This window comes from Arthrobacter sp. NPDC055138 (genome assembly GCF_053607305.1).
In genome coordinates, this window is the sequence record NZ_JBSGTH010000003.1 from 510,678 (window position 1) to 527,577 (window position 16,900).

17 protein-coding genes are annotated in these 16,900 nt (G+C 66.5%); 4 read left to right on the forward strand and 13 right to left on the reverse strand.

Features of this window, described 5'->3' with window-relative positions; all coding sequences use genetic code 11:
* Positions 1-35: 35 nt before the first annotated feature.
* Positions 36-542, forward strand: a complete 507-nt coding sequence (locus tag ACWF5H_RS10535) for a prepilin peptidase (protein ID WP_452036684.1) — start codon at positions 36-38, stop codon at positions 540-542.
* Positions 543-559: 17 nt separating this feature from the next.
* Positions 560-1,030 (forward strand): NUDIX hydrolase, encoded by a 471-nt coding sequence (locus ACWF5H_RS10540; RefSeq protein ID WP_452036685.1) that lies wholly within the window; start codon positions 560-562, stop codon positions 1,028-1,030.
* Positions 1,031-1,032: 2 nt separating this feature from the next.
* On the opposite strand, the gene ACWF5H_RS10545 is transcribed toward ACWF5H_RS10540, so the two are convergent.
* From ACWF5H_RS10545 to ACWF5H_RS10575, 7 genes are all read right to left on the reverse strand, one after another.
* Positions 1,033-1,263, reverse strand: a complete 231-nt coding sequence (locus ACWF5H_RS10545) for a hypothetical protein (RefSeq protein WP_364646956.1) — start codon at positions 1,261-1,263, stop codon at positions 1,033-1,035.
* A gap of 42 nt (positions 1,264-1,305) precedes the next feature.
* A complete protein-coding gene (locus tag ACWF5H_RS10550) occupies positions 1,306-2,616 on the reverse strand; it encodes a S8 family serine peptidase (protein ID WP_452036687.1) in 1,311 nt (436 codons plus the stop codon).
* 232 nt (positions 2,617-2,848) lie between these two features.
* Positions 2,849-4,561, reverse strand: a complete 1,713-nt coding sequence (locus tag ACWF5H_RS10555; protein WP_452036689.1) for an MDR family MFS transporter — start codon at positions 4,559-4,561, stop codon at positions 2,849-2,851.
* Positions 4,562-4,641: 80 nt separating this feature from the next.
* On the reverse strand, positions 4,642-5,331 hold the full coding sequence (locus ACWF5H_RS10560) for a TetR/AcrR family transcriptional regulator (RefSeq protein ID WP_452036690.1): 690 nt from the start codon (positions 5,329-5,331) through the stop codon (positions 4,642-4,644).
* A 159-nt stretch (positions 5,332-5,490) separates the two neighbouring features.
* Positions 5,491-6,918 (reverse strand): class II fumarate hydratase, encoded by a 1,428-nt coding sequence (locus ACWF5H_RS10565; protein WP_452036692.1) that lies wholly within the window; start codon positions 6,916-6,918, stop codon positions 5,491-5,493.
* A 117-nt stretch (positions 6,919-7,035) separates the two neighbouring features.
* Positions 7,036-7,650: a carbonic anhydrase gene (locus ACWF5H_RS10570; RefSeq protein WP_452036693.1), complete on the reverse strand. Its 615-nt coding sequence runs from the start codon at positions 7,648-7,650 to the stop codon at positions 7,036-7,038.
* A gap of 62 nt (positions 7,651-7,712) precedes the next feature.
* A complete protein-coding gene (locus tag ACWF5H_RS10575) occupies positions 7,713-8,324 on the reverse strand; it encodes a DUF4245 domain-containing protein (RefSeq protein ID WP_452036694.1) in 612 nt (203 codons plus the stop codon).
* A 245-nt stretch (positions 8,325-8,569) separates the two neighbouring features.
* Between ACWF5H_RS10575 and glpX the strand changes: the two genes are divergently transcribed.
* A complete protein-coding gene (gene glpX, locus ACWF5H_RS10580; protein ID WP_136784558.1) occupies positions 8,570-9,559 on the forward strand; it encodes a class II fructose-bisphosphatase in 990 nt (329 codons plus the stop codon).
* A 121-nt stretch (positions 9,560-9,680) separates the two neighbouring features.
* On the opposite strand, the gene ACWF5H_RS10585 is transcribed toward glpX, so the two are convergent.
* The 5 genes from ACWF5H_RS10585 to ACWF5H_RS10605 form a co-directional block, all read right to left on the reverse strand.
* The gene (locus ACWF5H_RS10585) at positions 9,681-10,718 is read right to left on the reverse strand and encodes a lipid II:glycine glycyltransferase FemX (RefSeq protein WP_452036695.1); all 1,038 of its coding nucleotides are present in this window, start codon (positions 10,716-10,718) and stop codon (positions 9,681-9,683) included.
* A complete protein-coding gene (gene manA / locus ACWF5H_RS10590; protein ID WP_452036696.1) occupies positions 10,715-11,992 on the reverse strand; it encodes a mannose-6-phosphate isomerase, class I in 1,278 nt (425 codons plus the stop codon). Before manA ends, ACWF5H_RS10585 begins: the two co-directional genes overlap by 4 nt.
* A gap of 118 nt (positions 11,993-12,110) precedes the next feature.
* A complete protein-coding gene (locus ACWF5H_RS10595) occupies positions 12,111-13,724 on the reverse strand; it encodes an LCP family protein (protein WP_452036697.1) in 1,614 nt (537 codons plus the stop codon).
* Positions 13,725-13,727: 3 nt separating this feature from the next.
* Positions 13,728-14,255, reverse strand: coding sequence for a 5-(carboxyamino)imidazole ribonucleotide mutase (purE, locus tag ACWF5H_RS10600; RefSeq protein WP_364646985.1), 528 nt, complete (start codon positions 14,253-14,255; stop codon positions 13,728-13,730).
* Positions 14,252-15,376 (reverse strand): 5-(carboxyamino)imidazole ribonucleotide synthase, encoded by a 1,125-nt coding sequence (locus ACWF5H_RS10605; protein WP_452036741.1) that lies wholly within the window; start codon positions 15,374-15,376, stop codon positions 14,252-14,254. The genes purE and ACWF5H_RS10605 overlap by 4 nt, the downstream gene beginning before the upstream one ends.
* 196 nt (positions 15,377-15,572) lie before the next feature.
* Between ACWF5H_RS10605 and ACWF5H_RS10610 the strand changes: the two genes are divergently transcribed.
* Positions 15,573-16,145 (forward strand): GtrA family protein, encoded by a 573-nt coding sequence (locus ACWF5H_RS10610; RefSeq protein ID WP_452036698.1) that lies wholly within the window; start codon positions 15,573-15,575, stop codon positions 16,143-16,145.
* Between the two features lie 35 nt (positions 16,146-16,180).
* On the opposite strand, the gene ACWF5H_RS10615 is transcribed toward ACWF5H_RS10610, so the two are convergent.
* Positions 16,181-16,873, reverse strand: coding sequence for a TIGR03089 family protein (locus ACWF5H_RS10615; RefSeq protein WP_452036699.1), 693 nt, complete (start codon positions 16,871-16,873; stop codon positions 16,181-16,183).
* Positions 16,874-16,900 lie beyond the last annotated feature (27 nt).

Consider the following 16,900-nt stretch of genomic DNA (forward strand, 5'->3'; position numbering starts at 1 on the left):
ACGCTTGCCGGCCGGCCGTGCAGTAGGTTGGGTCCATGGTCGAGGAATTGGTGCTGCTGTGGCCCGACCATACGCTGGCCTTCTGGTTGCTGCTGGCCGCCGGCGGGTATTTGTTGGTCGTCGGGACCGGCCTGAGTTGGATCGACCTTCGCACGCACCGGTTGCCGAACCGCATCGTGTTTCCGGCCTACGCCGTCTGCTCGGTGCTGCTGCTCTCTGCCGCGCTTGCCGGCCATGATGCTGGTGTCTTCTGGCGTGTGCTGGCCGGTGGTGCCTTGCTTTGGGCCTTCTACTTCACGGTCCGGTTCGCCTATCCGGCGGGCATGGGCTTCGGCGACGTCAAACTGGCCGGTGTGCTGGGAATGTACTTGGGATATCTGGGTTTTGAGTACCTGCTATGGGGGACGTTCGCCGCGTTCCTGCTCGGCGGGGTGTACGGGCTGTTGCTGGTGCTGCTGCGGCGCGGCACCCTGAGCAGCAACATCCCGTTCGGGCCGTTCATGGTTGCCGGAACGTGGGTGGCGCTGCTGATGCCGAGGTAACGACGTAGGCTTGGATGATGCCAACTCCCGACTTCATCCTGCGGCTGCGAGAGAAAATTGGCCACGACCTGCTTTGGTTGCCGGGGGTCACAGCCGTGGTGCTCGACGACCAAAACCGGGTGCTGCTGGGCCGCCGTGCGGACAACGGCCGCTGGACACTGATTACCGGAATTCTTGACCCGGGGGAGCAACCCGCCGTGGGGGTGGTGCGCGAAGTCTTCGAGGAGACCGGCATCGTCGCCGAGGTTGAACAGCTGGCGGAGGCCTACTCGGGCGGTCCGATGGAGTTTGTCAACGGAGACCGGGCCCAATTCCTGACACTGAACTTCCGGTGCCGGTACGTCAGCGGGCACGCCCGGGTCAACGACGACGAGTCGGCCGAGGTCGGCTGGTTCGGACTGGACGAGTTGCCGGAGTTGACCGACTACCATCGGGACAGGATGGAGGCAGCGCTGCGGGCCACGGGCATCCCGGAGTTTATCCGCTGACGCTACTGGACGTCCGAGTCGGGCGGCGGTAGGACTATCTGCCGGTCTTCATCGACGGATTCAACTCCCTCGATCCCGGCAAGGGCAGCGCGCTGTCCTTCCGGGAGCGAGCCGGTGATCATGCCCAAGGTGGAGAGCACGTTCTCCACGTGCATGCCTCCGGCCGTCAACTGCTCGGCGATCCGACCGGTATCGGAGAGATAGTCATGGCGCACCGTCACGGTGATCTGCATACCACCCATGATATGACTCCGGCGACCCGTCAGGGGAAGAGATTATTGCGGGGCAAGCACCATCCCTGCGCCGACATCGACCGAAAGCAGTGGCAGGCGCTCGGCTTCCTGGACCAAAGTGGCCCACAGTTCCAGGCCCCGCCGGCCGGTAGCCTGCGCCCACAACGCCGCCACGCCGGCAGCATGGGGCGTCGCCATACTTGTTCCGCTGATGGTGTTGTAGCGTTTCGGCATGGGCCATGATGAGTAGACATGGACGCCGGGACCGGCGCAGTCCACCTGCCCACCGCGCAGGGGCAGGCTGCGGGCCGAAAAGAAGGCGATGTCGAGGGCTTGGTCCAGGGCTGCCACTGCCATGATGAACGGGCTATTGGCCGGGGAACCCACGAATCCGAATTCGCCTTTCCGCCGGTCCGCATTATTACCCGCCGCGGCGACGATCAGGGATCCTTGTTCCAGCGCCCGGCTCCCGGCGGCTGTGTAGGGCGGGTGGATCTGCGCCACATCGGCGCCCAGTGACAAAGAAATCACAGCGCAGCCGTTGCCCACTGCCCAGTCGATCCCTGACAGGATGCCGGCATCGGTGCCGGAACCGGCATTGCTCAGCACCTTTCCGGCAAAGATCTCCGCTTCGTGGGCAACACCGTAGCGGGGACCAGTACCGGGAACTTTCGGGCCGCAGGCGATCCCGATGCAGTGCGTGCCGTGTCCGTGCCCGTCCTGGGGCGGCTCGCCGGTGACGAAGGACGCCTTGGTCATGCCGCGACCGGCAAAATCCGGATGCGAGCCATCGACGCCAGTGTCCAGCACGGCGACCCGCACGCCTTGTCCCGAATAGGGGGAGGAGAGGGCCCTCGTCGCCTGCAGCCCCCAAGTGAAGTTGTTGTTGTCGGCGAAATCCGCGGGTGTGGACGCTCCGTCCCGCCCGGTGTGCGGGCCGGCCGCGAGACGTCCGGCCAAGTCAGCCACGCCGTCCCGGTAGCCGGCAACATAGTCGTCGGCCGAACCCAGCACATCGTGGATGAGTTCGGGTGAGACCGACAGGACCCGGTGTTTGTCCGCGGAACTCACTTGGAGCGCACCGATTTGGTCCGGGGCCGCGTCGACGACGGCGATCCCCAGGTTGGCGAACAGGGTTGCCTCCGCGCCGGAGGCCGTGTCCGGGTCTACTCCGCGGGTGCCAAAGTCCCGGCTGTCTGTCACCTGGGTCAGGCCCGCTGCCTCGGCTAGGATTCCGGCACAATCATCGGAGCGGTCGGCGAAGACGACGATAAATCGTCCAGTGGTTTTAGGTTGGTCCGGTAAGGGGTAGTCGGCCGTCCTCAGGGACGGGGTCTGCGAATCGCCAATCATGGAGACCTCCTGGACAGTCCTCGGCATGCCCCGGATGGACCAGGCGGCGGTCGCAGATCCGGCCTCCACCGGCCGCCCAAGGGGCACGTGTGCGCCTCATCCTAATACCAGCCGCCCACAGCACAAGCTGTTTTCAATCGTTTCAGCCCGGTAAGGGCCAAAATAGCAGGAGGGCCCCGTCCTGACGGTCGAGACCCTCCGAAAACCGCACCGCGGGATCGATGCCGGAAGCTTAGTTTCGGGCCTCCGGTTGCGGTTCCGCTGCGGCTCCGGCGGTAGCCGGTGCCCGCTCCGCCAGCTCCGGTTCGGCGCCGGGTCCTGGCTCCGATTGGATACTCTGCCGCCGGTCGTGGTGTTCAGCTTCCAGCCGTTCTGCCTCTTCGCCGCCGATCGCTTCGCCGCGGGCGACCATGCCAGCCACGTCGGAGAGCGGTACTTGCTTGAGGAACAGTGCCAGCAGGAAGGCGGCAGCGATGAACGGCACGAGGTACCAAAACACCGGAGCTAGCGAGTCGGCGTACGCGGTCACGATGCCGTCCCGGACCGGCTCCGGCAGAGCTTGCATGGCCTGCGGGTCCAAGGTTGCGGTTGCGTTTCCCGCATCGGCGGCGGAGGCGCCGGCGTCGGTAAAGACCGCCGTCAATTTCCCGGAAAGGTTGTTGGTGAAGATCGTTCCGAAGATCGCCACACCCAGTGCCGCACCGACCTCGCGGAAGTAGTTGTTGGTGCTGGTTGCGGTCCCCACCATGTCAGGCGCTACGGCGTTCTGGACCACGAGCACAACCACCTGCATGATCAGGCCCAAGCCGGCACCGAAGACGAAGAGATAGGTGCAGATCAGCCAGATCGGCGTATCGGCGGCCAGGGTGGTCAGCGCCAGCAGGGCGGCGGCGGTGGTGACAGAACCCGCAACCGGGAATGCCTTGTACTTGCCGCTCTTGGTGATGGCCAGTCCCGACCAGATCGAGGTGCCCATCATGCCCACCATCATGGGCAGCATCAGCAGCCCGGACGCTGCGGCCGAGGTGCCGGAGGACATCTGCAGGAACGTCGGTACGAAAGCGATCGCCGCAAACATGCCGATGCCCAGTGTGAAGCCGATGGCCGTGGCATTGACGAAGACCGGGTTGCGGAAGAGCGACAGCGGGATGATGGGGTCGTCGGCACGTGCCTCAACCCGGACGAAGGCTGCGGCGGACAGCAGCAGGCCGGCGCCGAATGCCCAGGTTTCCGGGGCGGTCCAGCCGTGTTCGGTGTCGCCGCCGAAATCGGTGAAGAAGATCAGGCAGGTGGTGGCGATGGACAGCAGCACGACACCGGCAAGATCGATCTTCCGGGTGGCTTTCTTGGACGGCAGGGTCAGGGCGAACCAAGCGATGGCGAAGGCGGCCAACCCAATCGGGATGTTGATGTAAAAGGCCCACTGCCACGTCATGTGGTCCACGAAGAAGCCGCCGAGCAGGGGGCCCGCGACGGCGGAGAGCCCGAAGATCGCACCCAGCGGGCCCATGTACTTGCCGCGTTCGTTGGCGGGCACGATGTCGGCAATAATCGCCTGCGAGAGGATCATCAAGCCACCGCCGCCCAAGCCCTGGAAGGCACGGAAGAGGACAAAGCCCCAAAAGTCAGTGGCCAGCGCGCAGCCGATCGAGGCCAAGGTAAACAGCGCGATCGCGATGAGGAAGAGGTTGCGGCGGCCCAGCACGTCACCGAACTTGCCGTAGATCGGCATCACAATGGTGGTGGCCAGCAGGTAGGCGGTGGTGATCCACGCTTGGTGCTCCACTCCGCCCAGCTGGCCCACAATGGTGGGCATCGCGGTGGAGACGATGGTCTGGTCGAGGCTGGCGAGCATCATTCCGGCAATTAGCGCCGAGAAAATAATCCAGATGCGCCTTTGGGTCAGCAGCAGCGGTTCGGAAGCCCGCGCGGCAGTAGTGGTCATGGCAGTGTCCTTCGGGACGGTAGCGGACGGCGGATTGAGGAACCGGGCCACCCGGGCGGCCCGGTGGCGGCGGCTGGTGGTCAGGTGGACGGGGGACCGGTCGCCCGGCCGCCCGCCGCTCGCAGCGGCGCGACGGCGGCCAGCGCCTCGATGGCGGAGGTGAGGATATCGCGGTAGCTGCGCGAGTTTTCCGGCGCAAAAAAGACAGTCCCGGCGTATTTGGCCACACTGGCCATCGCGCCGATGGCCAACTGCAGCCTCGGGTCATCAGCCGGCAAGGATTCCCGCTCCGCCAGCATTGCCACGTAGTGCTGCTCTGCGGCGCTGGAACCATGCATGGCTTTCTCCATCAGCCGCGGCTCGGCCGTGATGGCATCCTTCAGGGCAATGACTTCCGCGCGGGTCATGGCCATGGACTCCATCATCCCGACGGCCAGTTCAATGAAGTCCGGCCAGAGGGATGCGGAGAGGGCGCCGCCCGCCGTGCCCCCGCCGCCGGTCGTGCCCCCGCCGCCGGCGATGAATGCCTCCGCCAGGGCCTCGGGAATGTCATCGCCGGGATAGCCCAGGATGGCATCTTCCTTGGTCGGAAAGTAATTGAAGAAGGTGCGACGGGAGATGCCCGCACGTTCGCAGACCTCCTCGACGGTGAACCCGCTGACGCCGCTGCGTGCGGTCAGGAGCCGGGCCGAGGCGGTGATGGCCGAACGGGTGGCGGCGCGCTTCCGCTCGCGCAAGCCACCGCCGTCATTGTTTGCATCATTCCGCACAGAGTGTACTTTTGCACTATCTAAGCGATAGTGCAAAAGCAGTGGCGTGGGCCACAGTTCTCCGGCGGCGGGACGCCGCGGCGTGGGGCGAAACACGCAAAGCGAAGGGCGTCCCGGCCGAAGCCGGAACGCCCTCTGTGGCCCGCGGGGGAGCCGGTGTTACTTGGCCTGCGGCGGCACCGTCATGGACAGCACGTCCAGGGCGGAATCCAGCTGCTCTTCGGTCAGTTCGCCGCGCTCCAGGAAGCCCAAGGCCACGACGGACTCGCGCACGGTCAGGCCTTCCTTGACCGAGTGCTTGGCGATCTTGGCGGCGTTTTCGTAGCCGATGTACTTGTTCAGCGGGGTCACGATCGAGGGGGAGGCTTCGGCCAGGAAGCGGGCCCGCTCCACGTTGGCGGTCAGCCCGTCGATCATCTTGTCCGCCATGACCCGGGACGTGTTGGCCAGCAGGCGGATGGACTCCAGCAGGTTGGCGGCCATCACCGGGATGCCCACGTTCAGCTCGAAGGCGCCGTTGGTGGAGGAAAGGGCGATGGTGGTGTCATTGCCCACCACCTGGGCCGCCACCATGATGGCTGCCTCGCAGATGACCGGGTTGACCTTGCCCGGCATGATCGAGGAGCCCGGCTGCAGATCCGGGATGGCGATCTCGCCCAGGCCGGTGTTGGGGCCGGAGCCCATCCAGCGCAGGTCGTTGTTGATCTTCATGAACGCGTAGGCGATGTTGCGCAGCTGGCCGGAGGCCTCGATCAGGCCGTCGCGGTTGGCCTGCGCCTCGAAGTGGTTGCGGGCCTCGGTCAGCGGCAGGCCGGTATCGGCCGCCAGCAGCTCGATCACGCGCTGCGGGAAGCCTGCGGGGGTGTTGATGCCGGTGCCGACGGCGGTGCCGCCCAGCGGGACCTCGGCCACGCGCGGCAGCGAGGCTTCAATGCGTTCGATGCCGTAGCGAACCTGTGCGGCGTACCCGCCGAACTCCTGGCCCAGGGTGACCGGGGTGGCGTCCATCAGGTGGGTGCGCCCGGACTTCACCACGTCCTTGAACTCTTCAGCCTTGCGCTCCAGCGAAGCAGCCAGGTAGTCCAGCGCCGGAATCAGCTCGTTGATCAGCGCGGAGGTGGCCGCCACGTGCACCGAGGTCGGGAAGACGTCGTTGGAGGACTGCGAGGCGTTGACGTGGTCGTTCGGGTGGACCGTCTTGTCGCTGCCGGCATCCCTCAGCGCGCGGGTGGCGAGCTCGGCCAGAACCTCGTTGGTGTTCATGTTCGAGGAGGTGCCGGAGCCGGTCTGGAAGACGTCGATCGGGAAATCGCCGTCGTACTGGCCGGTGGCTACTTGATCGGCGGCGTCGGCGATGGCCTTGGCCAGCTCGCCGTCCAGCACGCCCAGTTCGGCGTTGGCGGCGGCGGCAGCCTTCTTGATCCGGGCCAGGGCCTCGATGTGGGCGCGCTCCAGCGTCTTGCCGGAGATCGGGAAGTTCTCGACGGCGCGCTGGGTCTGCGCACGGTAGAGGGCGTTGACCGGAACCCGGACCTCACCCATGGTGTCGTGTTCGATGCGGTATTCAGCAGAATCAGCAGAAGTCATGGCTCCAAGCTTAGGCCCGCCGTGCCACCGGTTCCGAATCGTGTTGCGCCGCTGACGGCGGTGCGACGGCGGTGCGACGTCGGCCCGGCGCCGCCCGGGCGGCCGGGCGGCGCCGGGCTAGAGCGCGCCGTGTCCGGCGACCAGGTCGGCGCGGCCGTCGGCCAGCCGGTAGGCCACCCCGACGACGGCCGTGCGGCCGGCGTCGACCGCTTCCGAAATGGCGCGCGAACTGTCCAGCAGGCGTTCGGAGGATTGGCGCACGTTTTCGATCACCATGTCGTTGAGGTCGTCGTTTCCGGCACGCCGGGCAGCCAGCACCGACGGCGTAATCCGCTCCACCAGGTCGCGCAGGCCGCCGCGGGGCATCACGCCGGTGTCTATGGTGTTCTTGGCGGCGGTCACCGCGCCGCAGCTGTCATGGCCCAGGATCACGACCAGCGGGACGTTGAGCACGTCCACGCCGTATTCCAGCGAGCCGATCACCGCGTCGCCGAGGACGTGGCCCGCCGTGCGGACCACGAAGGCATCGCCCAGACCCAGATCGAAAATGATCTCGGCCGCCAGCCGCGAGTCGGAACAACCGAAGATGATCGCGAACGGATTCTGTTCGCTGACCAACGAACTGCGCCGGGCGGCGTCCTGGTTGGGGTGGACCGACGTGCCGGCAACAAAGCGGGCATTGCCGTCGAGAAGTTTTTGCCAGGCCTGGGCGGGAGTCAGTGAGGTGGGCACGAAGCAACCTTACTGCTTTGCGCCGCCCTGACCGCGCATTTGCGACGCCTGGCGGTCGTTAGTTACTTGCTGTCCAGCGCTTTGACGACGGCGGTGGCGAGCACATCGAATTCGTCCAGTTCGGCAGTGCCGCTGAGAATGACGGTGGATTTGCCGTGCTCCAGCACCAGGCTGCGCTCGCCCTGGCCGGCATCGCGCAGTTCCCAGCTGGCGCCGGCCCTGCGGTCGCCGGTGACCGGTGCGTTATCGGTGACCTGGCCAATCCAGGTGGGATTCGCCTTATCGGTCTGGATTAGACCGATGTACTGCTCGCCGGGGGTGAGATAGCCGACTTCCCATGCCGGTACCTGGGCCGTGCCCCCGGTGTTCCAGCGGGCGTAGTTGGATGTCCAGCCCTCCGGAAGATCCACGGCGAGCGGGAGGTAGCCGGCGGTGGATTCGGCCTGGAGCGCGACGCCGGGGACGTCAATATTACGTTTGTAGACATCGGGCTTGCTGCCAGGGTTCAGGAACATCACCGGCAGCAGCACGGCCAGTGTGAGACCCACGGCCAGCAACATGCCGACTACCGGTGCTTTCGCCCGGTTGGCCTGCTTGGCCGTCAGCACAGGCTTGGCGGGCAATTCAGCCGATCCAGCCGATTCGGTCGATTCCTCGGGACGCACTTCACTCACGCTTCCATGATCTCAGATTGCCGCCTTCCGTGCGCACACGGGCAGCCCTTCCGTGGCCGGCGCTGACCCCAGCGCGCTGATTCCCCGGGAGCTGACGACTATGATCGAAAGCAATGGAAGATGTCCGCCCCGCAGATTCATCCACCACGGCACCACAGCCGGTGTTGTCTGAAGAGCTACTCGAAGATGAGGTCGAAGTGTCCCACGAAGCCCAGGCTGATCCCTTTTCCAACTTCCCGCCGTCGATGCGTGTCGGTGACAACGAGCCGGACCGCAACCTGGCCCTGGAACTGGTGCGCGTCACCGAAGCCGCGGCGATCGCCGGCGGCCACTGGGTGGGCTACGGAGACAAGAACGGCGCCGACGGCGCGGCCGTGGACGCCATGCGGGCGTTCCTGTCCACCGTCAGCTTCAACGGCGTGGTGGTCATCGGCGAGGGCGAAAAGGACGAAGCCCCGATGCTGTTCAACGGCGAAAAGGTCGGCGACGGCACCGGCGCCGAGTGCGACGTCGCCGTGGATCCGATCGACGGCACCCGGCTGACGGCGCTGGGCATCAACAACGCGCTGTCCGTGCTGGCCGTCTCCGAGCGCGGCACCATGTTCGACCCTTCGGCCGTTTTCTACATGGAGAAGCTGGTCACCGGCCCCGAAGCGGCCGATCTGGTGGACCTGCGCCTGCCCATCAAACAGAACCTGCACCTGATCGCCAAGGCCAAGAACAAGAAGATCAACCAGATCAACGTGATGATCCTGGACCGCGACCGGCACAAGCCGTACGTGGAGGAGATCCGCGCCGCCGGTGCGCGCACCAAGTTCATCATGGACGGTGACGTTGCCGGCGGCATCGCAGCCGCCCGTGAAGGCACCGATGTCGACGTCCTGATGGGCATCGGCGGCACCCCGGAGGGCATCGTCACGGCCTGCGCCATCAAGTCGTTGGGCGGCGTGATCCAGGGCCGGCTCTGGCCCACCAGCGACGAGGAAAAGCAGAAGGCCATTGACGCCGGCCACGATCTGGACCGCGTGTTGACCACCGATGACCTGGTCACCAGCGATAACTGCTTCTTTGTGGCCACCGGCATCACCGACGGCGACCTGCTGCGCGGCGTCCGGTACAAGAACCACAAGGTCCTGACCCAGTCGATCGTGATGCGCTCGAAGTCCGGCACCATCCGGTTTGTCGAGGGCGAGCACCAGGAATACAAGTGGGACCGCTTCGAGCGGAAGCTCTAGCGGACCGCCTCGGCGCAGCGCGGAGGCTCTCAGCACAACGAAAACCCCGCACCGGCCCAGGCCGGTGCGGGGTTTTTGCGGCTTCCTGCCGGTATGGCTGACGGGGAAAGCGCGTGCCGGCTCAGCGCGGCAGCTTGGCCCGCAGCTTCCGAAGCGACGGCACGACGGCGTTGCCCGCCTTCTGCACCGCCGGCAGCACGGCGGTGCGCGCCTTGTGCACCGCGGGTCCGGCCGCCTCGCGGGCCCGCCGGGTGAGCAGGTAGGCCCGGTACATCAGCTGGTTGACCGGCAGGTCCCAGCTGCCCGGGTAGCTGACCTCGTAGCCGCCGAAGGATCGTTTGAACCGTGAGAACCCGGCCCATTGATGGTCGGGCTCGTCTTCCGGGCTGACGCCCCACATGTCGAAGCGCTCGATGCCGGCGGCGCGGGCATCCATCATCATCGTGACCACCAGCGGAATCCCTGCATTGAGCTTGCGGTGGGCATCGTCGGCAGCGGCGTGCGCGTAGACCCGGGTGGACTCCGTGTCGTAGGAGAGCGCTGCCGCGATCGGCTTGCCGTCCAAGCGTGCGGTGAAGATTTTGGCCGCACCGGCCGGTACCAGGTTCCGGGCAGCCTCGCGCAGATAGTCATCGGACTGGGCCTTGAACTCTGCGCGCTCGGAGACGTCGTGCAGGAATCCCAGCAGGATACCGATGTCTTCGGGGTCGGAGGAGACGTCGAAGGTGACGCCTTTCTTGTGGATGTTGCGGTAGAGGTTTCGGCTGGTGCTGCGCATACCGGCCAGCAACTCCTCTTCAGGCTGCTTGAGGTCCAGCATCCAGGTCAGCTTCGGCTGGACATCCACCGGGGCCTTGACCAGACCCAGCGACTGCAACGCCGCCTGCGGCCGTTGCCCGAGGTCGGTGCCCACCGGTTCGATCCGCACGTAGTGGGCGTGTTGCTCGGCAGCTAGGGAACGCAGGGCGGCCAGGGCGCGGACCAAAGCCGCGTGGTCTGCGGCCGCGGGGCCGTAGGGGACGTACAGGAAGCGCCCCAGCGGCGTCTTTTCCATGATGGCCAAATAGGCCCAGCCGTCTCCGCTGCGTTCAAAGACCTCTTTGCCCAGGCTCCGTTGGAAGCGGGCCCACGGCTCGGACTGGAGGATCGAAGCGGTCAAAGTGTTGCTCCCGTTCGTTGTTCGTCGAATTCATGTGTGCTGCCCGAAGTGGTGACCGCAAAAAGCACGGCACCGGCTCCGGATCCGCCGGCCGGATGGACGTTCACCGGCTGTTCGGCGGCGGGAATGAAGGCGGCCTCGCCGCGGCGGATCGTCAGGTCTGATCTCGGGGAGTCCAGCAGCACGCTTCCGGAGACCGCCAGTACGATGGCGGGACCGTGCTGGGCCAGCGGAACGGGGCTGCCGCCGTCGGACAGTTCAATGCGCTGGAGCTGGAATTCGGCAAATGGCGGGCAATACAGTTCCTGGCCGGCATCGGTGGTGGTCCGTTCCACGAACGGTGGGGTGATGGGGCGGAAGTCGGTGATTTTCACCAGCTCCGGCACGTTGATGTACTTGGGCGTGAGGCCGCCGCGCAGCACGTTGTCCGAGGTGGCCATGACCTCCACGCCGAGGCCCTGCAGGTAGGCATGGATGTTCCCGGCCGGCAGGCACAGCGCCTGGCCAGGGGAGAGGGTGACCAGGTTGAGCAGCAGCGAGATCAAGGCCCCGGGATCGCCCGGATAGAGTTCTGCCAGACGCGCGGCCGCTGCGTATTCGTTGCCCAGGCTTCCAGCCGGCGCAGCCGCCAGTACGCGGGCCGTGTCCACGGCCAGCCCGGTGGAACGGTCCCCGCCGTCGACCAAGGCCACGAAGGCGCCGCGCAGGGCCGCTTCCTCGTCGGCGGTGTCCAGCAGCTGCAGCACTTCGTCCAGCAAGTCTAGGCTGGCGCCGGCCTCCGCCAGCTTCGGCCGAAGGCCGGCCAGCAGCCGGGCCGCGTCGCGCGGGGGACGGAAACCACACAGCGCCTGGAAATCGCTGAGCGCAAAGATCATCTCCGGCTTGTGGTTGTCGTCCCGGTAGCTGCGTTGTGCGTCGTTGAAGGAGATGCCGGCCGCGTTCTCCGCGGCGAATCCGGACTTTGCCTGCTCCAGTGTGGGGTGGACCTGAAGCGAGAGGGCCGAATCGGCCGCCAGGACCTTGGTCAGGAACGGCAGTGTGGCGCCAAACAGGCCCAGCACCGGTTCGCCGAGCGTGGCGCCCGGATTCTCCTTGATGAATTCGTCCAGCGGCCGGTCGCCGTCGGCCAGCTGCACCGTGGAGGGGGAGTCGGGATGTGCGCCGATCCAGAGTTCGGCTTCCGGGCCGCCGGAGGGTTCGCGGCCGAACAGCTCGGCGATCGCCGTCGTCGAACCCCACGCGTAGGGGCGCAATACATTGGTCAACCGGTACATCTTGAAGCCTCTTCCTGGTCCGTGTGTGAAAAATGATCCTGCCAGAACACCCGCCCGGCCCGGTCAGCCAGAACGGTCAGTCGTCCCGGCAGGACCCGGCCTCACCGGAACGCCAGGATCAGGGGAGCGAGCACTTGCCGTTGTCGGCCAGCAGGGAGCCGATCGTAGCGGTGTCGCCAATCTCGGCCAGCTGCTGGAGATACTCCTCGGTGATCTGGGGATCCGCTGCCTCCGGTGTGTCCGCCGGTTCCGGCGTGGACTTCTTCGGCTGTTTGGCACCTCCGCTGGAGGATTTCCCGCCGCCGGAGCCGCCGCCGTCGTTCTTGGAGGCCTTCTTGTCAGTCTCCGTTTCCTGGGTGAACAACTGTTGAACCCGCGGGTGGATCTTGGAGAAGTCCGGGTAGGTGACGAAGTTGTCCGCCGCCGTACCGAAGTCCGGCGGGCCAATGGTCAGCCGGTCCGTCTTCTGGTCCTTGGCCTTGAGCGCCAGCGAGACGAAACTGCCCAGCTGGGAACTGGGGATGTCTGTTTCCACGACCTGCTCGCCGGCCTCGGCCAGCTGCTGGAACCGGGTCAGCACGGTGGCCGGGTCCAGCTGGTTGACCATGGCCGACATCACGCACTGCTGGCGCTGGACGCGGTCGTAGTCGGTGGCGAACTCGCGGGAGCGGGCGTACCAGAGCGCGTGGAAGCCGTCGAGCTTCTGGACGCCCGGGGCGATCCAGCCCTTGGGCGGGTAGTGCTGATTGGTTCCCGGAATGGTCTTGTTGGAGATCGGCACCCAGCCGCCGGCGTCAACGGTAATGCCGCCCATCGCGTCCACCAGGGCCTCGAAGCCACCCATGTCCACCAGTGCGTAGGCCTGGATGTCGATGCCCAGGATGCCGCTGACGGCGTCCTTCATGGCTTCGGCACCGGGGTTCTTGGCGTCCGGGTAGCGGTCGGCGTGGTTTTGCTCCACGTCCACGTACAGGGCGTTGATGATGCACTCGTCGCCGCAGTCGAAGCCCTCGGGGTAGACCTCGTGCATGGGGGAGTCGGCCGGGAACGGGGCGTTTTGGAAGTTCCGCGGGATGCCGAACATGACGGTGTGTCCGGTCTCCGCGTTCACGCTGACCACCTGGATGCTGTCCGGGCGCAGCCCGACCCGTCCCGCGCCGGCGTCGCCGCCCATCAGCAAGAAGTTGTAGCGGCCGTCGACCGGGTCGAACGCCGGCCGGGTTTCGAAGATGTTGCCGAAGGCATTGCGGCTGACGTTGAGCAGATAGGCGGCGTAGCCCAAGCTGCCGCTGGTCACCACCATCAGGACGGCCAATGCCACCGCCACCGCGGGCTTGGCGCCCGGGGCCAGCAGGTTGGGCCTGATGATGCGCAGCGTGTTCAGGAACAGGAAAGCCCAGAACAGCGCCAGCGCGGCCAGCACCACCACCAGCACCAGCGAACTCCAGCGGCCGGTGGCGAGATTCACCAGCAGCGGCCAGTCCACCAGGGCCACGACGCCCGCTGCCAGGATGGCCGCCCAGACCAGGAGTGTCACTGCCAGTGCGCGCCGGCCCAGCGCTCGGTCCCCGGCCACCAGTTGCGCGCTGCCCGGGATAAGCAAGGTCAGCAGCAGCAGGACGAAGGCGCGTTTGGTCCGCACGGGCGCCGAGGCATGCTGCGGGTAACGGACCGGATCCGTTATTCCGCGGGCCGACGCGCCGGACGGCCGGGTGGTCGGCTGGGGACTCACCGGCTAGGCCCCGCCGGAGCCGGCGACACGCTCGCGCAGGGCGGCTCCCTTGTCATAGGCGGCCTGCCGCAGGCCGGAGGCGAACTCCAACAGGGCGGGCTGCAGTTGTTCGGCCAGCGCATCGCCGCCGGCGGCCAGCATTCGCACGGCCAGCAGCCCTGCATTGCGGGCTCCGCCGACGGACACGGTTGCCACCGGAACGCCGGCGGGCATCTGCACGATGGAGAGCAGGGAGTCCATGCCGTCCAGATACTTCAGCGGCACCGGTACGCCGATCACCGGAAGCGGCGTCACCGAGGCGAGCATGCCGGGCAGGTGCGCGGCACCGCCGGCGCCGGCGATGATGATGCGCAGGCCGCGGGTATGTGCTTCCCTGCCGTAGCTGATCATGTCTTCCGGCATCCGGTGCGCCGAGACGACGTCCGCCTCGTACGGGATGCCGAATTCCTCCAGTGCCTGGGCGGCTGCTTCCATCACGGGCCAGTCGGAATCCGAACCCATCACGACGCCGACTATCGGCTGTTGGCTCATGGCTTGCCTTCCTGGGGATCCACACCATCTCGGATGATCGAGGCAACGCGGTCCGCGCGCCTTCGCAAATCCTCCACCTGGGACGCGTCCCGGCCCACCACGTTAACATGGCCGATCTTGCGGCCCGGGCGGACCGACTTGCCGTAGCCATGGACCTTGGCGGCAGGCTCGGCCGCCAGCGCGCGCGGGTAGGCCGCGAACAAATCCGTATTCGCGCCACCCAGGTAGTTCTTCATCACGACGACGCCGCCGAGCACCCCGGTGTCGCCCAGCGGCAGGTCCAAGACCGCCCGCAGATGCTGCTCGAACTGGCTGGTGACGGAGCCGTCCTGGGTCCAGTGACCGGTGTTGTGCGGGCGCATGGCCAGTTCGTTGATCACGAAGCCGGCACCGCGGCCGGGCGTGGCGAACAATTCGGCGGCCATGACGCCGGTTACGCCGAGCTCGTCGGCCAGTTGTAGCGCGGCCTGCTGGGCAGCCTCGGCGACTTCGTCCGGCAGATCCAGCGCCGGGGCGATGACTTCGTCGCAGACCCCGTCCACTTGAATCGTGTGGACCACCGGCCAGGCCCGGGCCTCGCCGGACGGTGTCCTGGCCACCAGCGCCGAGAGCTCCCGGCTGAAATCGACCTTCTCCTCGACCAGCAGCGCGCCGCCGGTAAACCAGTCCGCTGCGTCTGCGGCCGCGGCGGCATCCTGGATGATCCGCACGCCTTTGCCGTCGTAACCTCCCCGCGGCGTCTTGAGTACCACCGGCCAGCCGGTCAGCGCACCGAAAGCCACGAGCTCGTCGACTGTGGAGACGGAATCCCAGGCTGGATTCGGCAGCCCAAGCTTGTCCACCACCTCACGCATGACCAGCTTGTCCTGCGCATGGATCAGCGCGTCAGGATGCGGCTGCACGTTCACGCCCTCGGCAATCAGGGCCTGCAGGTGTTCAGTCGGAACGTGCTCGTGGTCGAACGTCAGCACGTCCAGGCCTTGGGCGAAGTCGCGCAGCGCCTGCAGGTCCCGGTAGTCGCCGACCGGCGCCTTGGCGACGGCGGAGACCGCCGAGACATCGTCGGCTTCGGCCAGAACCCGCAGTTCAAAGCCGAGTTCTACTGCACAGGGGGCCATCATTCGGGCGAGTTGGCCGCCGCCCACTACACCGATTACTGGAAAACTCACCTTGTCAGGTTACCGAACCGGCTCTGGCAGAACTGCATTGCACACACCCGCGCCGGGATGTCCTAGGAAACGTCCAGTCTGGGGCAATACAATGATGCGTTGGCCGGCGCGATTCCGGCGCCAGAATGAAAGGGCCCTTCCTTCGATCATGAATCGAACTATTTCCGAGCGCATCAGCGGCCTAGTCTCCCTTTTTTGGCGGGAAGTAGCGAAGTTCGGCACCGTCGGCGGGATCGCCTTCATCGTGGACAACGGCGTGTACTGGTGGCTGATCAACGGGCCGATGGACGACAGCGTGGTGAAGGCGCGGTTTGTTTCCGCTTCCGTCGCGACGCTGTTTTCCTGGGTGGCCAATCGCTACTGGACCTTCCGCCACCGCCGCCAGGCGAACGCGCTGCGCGAGCTCGTGTTGTTCATCGTGATCAACGTCATCGGCATGGTCATTTCGGCAGGCTGCGTATGGATCGCCCGGTACCCGCTGGAGATCACCGAACCCACCATGCTTTTGTTCGCCGGCATCTTCGGCACCGTCCTTGCTACTGTCATGCGGTTCTTCGCCTACCGCTTCCTGGTGTTCAACGCGGAGTTGGACGCCGAGCCGGAGTTCGCCGATGACCGGGAAATCTTCGAAAGCCACCATGGCCAGCACGTGGCGACCAAGCTGCCGGCGGAGGCTCCAGAGGTTGACGGGCCGCAGGCATCCGGCACCCCCAGGAGCTAGGTGGCACGGGCCTAGCCGCCCCTGCGGTTCATCATTCAGAGCCGGGCGCTGACCCGCTCACTGTCCAACAAGCGCTGGGACACTTCCACATCCGCGTGCACCAGGACCACAGTGCCGCCGCCCTGCCACGTTGCCAGGGCCTCGCCCAGCACCTCGGGCCAGGCGGTCTGTGCCGGCACCAACAGGATCCGGGCCGGCGCCGGCTGGCCGAGCAGCTGACCGAAGGTGACGTGTCCGCCGTCGTAATCCAAGGCCACGCCGCCGGCCGGCAGGGTGTCCAACCCCAGATAAACGTCTGCATAGGACCGGACTTCCGCCGCGTAGTCCAGGACGCCGTCCGGCAATTCCCCCGGCCACCGAAGCTGGAGTGCCCCCGGGGCTACCAGCACCCGGTGCATGCTGTCTCCGGTCAACTGCCCGGGATCGGCCGAGACCAGCACGTCCGGGGCAGGTCCAGCCGTGTCCAGCCGGACGGTAGCGCCGGCCTGCCACGCTGCGAGTGCCCAGACCAGCGACCGCCAGTGCGGCTCCATCCGAACGCCCACGGTTGTTCCTTCGCCGGCGTCCAGCTCCTCGGCCAGCAGATTGGCGGTCTTGGCCACCCAGTTGTCCATGACCCGGCCGGACAACTCGACGCGTTCTCCTGCCGGTCCGTACCAGACCAGACAGGGGGAGGAGTCGGGGCGGAGCCGGGCGAGCAGGTCGTTGATGCTGGCGGGAGGGTTCACGGTGTTCCTTCTGCTTCGGCCGGCGGA

What these genes read in the sequence shown, in the direction of transcription:
- manA (WP_452036696.1), bottom strand. Translation starts at nt 11,992, where the DNA reads ATGTACCGGTTGACCAATGTATTGCGCCCCTACGCGTGGGGTTCGACG.
- ACWF5H_RS10545 (WP_364646956.1), bottom strand. Translation starts at nt 1,263, where the DNA reads ATGCAGATCACCGTGACGGTGCGCCATGACTATCTCTCCGATACCGGT.
- ACWF5H_RS10565 (WP_452036692.1), bottom strand. Translation starts at nt 6,918, where the DNA reads ATGACTTCTGCTGATTCTGCTGAATACCGCATCGAACACGACACCATG.
- ACWF5H_RS10555 (WP_452036689.1), bottom strand. Translation starts at nt 4,561, where the DNA reads ATGACCACTACTGCCGCGCGGGCTTCCGAACCGCTGCTGCTGACCCAA.
- ACWF5H_RS10540 (WP_452036685.1), top strand. Translation starts at nt 560, where the DNA reads ATGCCAACTCCCGACTTCATCCTGCGGCTGCGAGAGAAAATTGGCCAC.
- ACWF5H_RS10610 (WP_452036698.1), top strand. Translation starts at nt 15,573, where the DNA reads ATGAATCGAACTATTTCCGAGCGCATCAGCGGCCTAGTCTCCCTTTTT.
- glpX (WP_136784558.1), top strand. Translation starts at nt 8,570, where the DNA reads ATGCGTGTCGGTGACAACGAGCCGGACCGCAACCTGGCCCTGGAACTG.
- ACWF5H_RS10550 (WP_452036687.1), bottom strand. Translation starts at nt 2,616, where the DNA reads ATGATTGGCGATTCGCAGACCCCGTCCCTGAGGACGGCCGACTACCCC.
- purE (WP_364646985.1), bottom strand. Translation starts at nt 14,255, where the DNA reads ATGAGCCAACAGCCGATAGTCGGCGTCGTGATGGGTTCGGATTCCGAC.
- ACWF5H_RS10605 (WP_452036741.1), bottom strand. Translation starts at nt 15,376, where the DNA reads ATGATGGCCCCCTGTGCAGTAGAACTCGGCTTTGAACTGCGGGTTCTG.
- ACWF5H_RS10535 (WP_452036684.1), top strand. Translation starts at nt 36, where the DNA reads ATGGTCGAGGAATTGGTGCTGCTGTGGCCCGACCATACGCTGGCCTTC.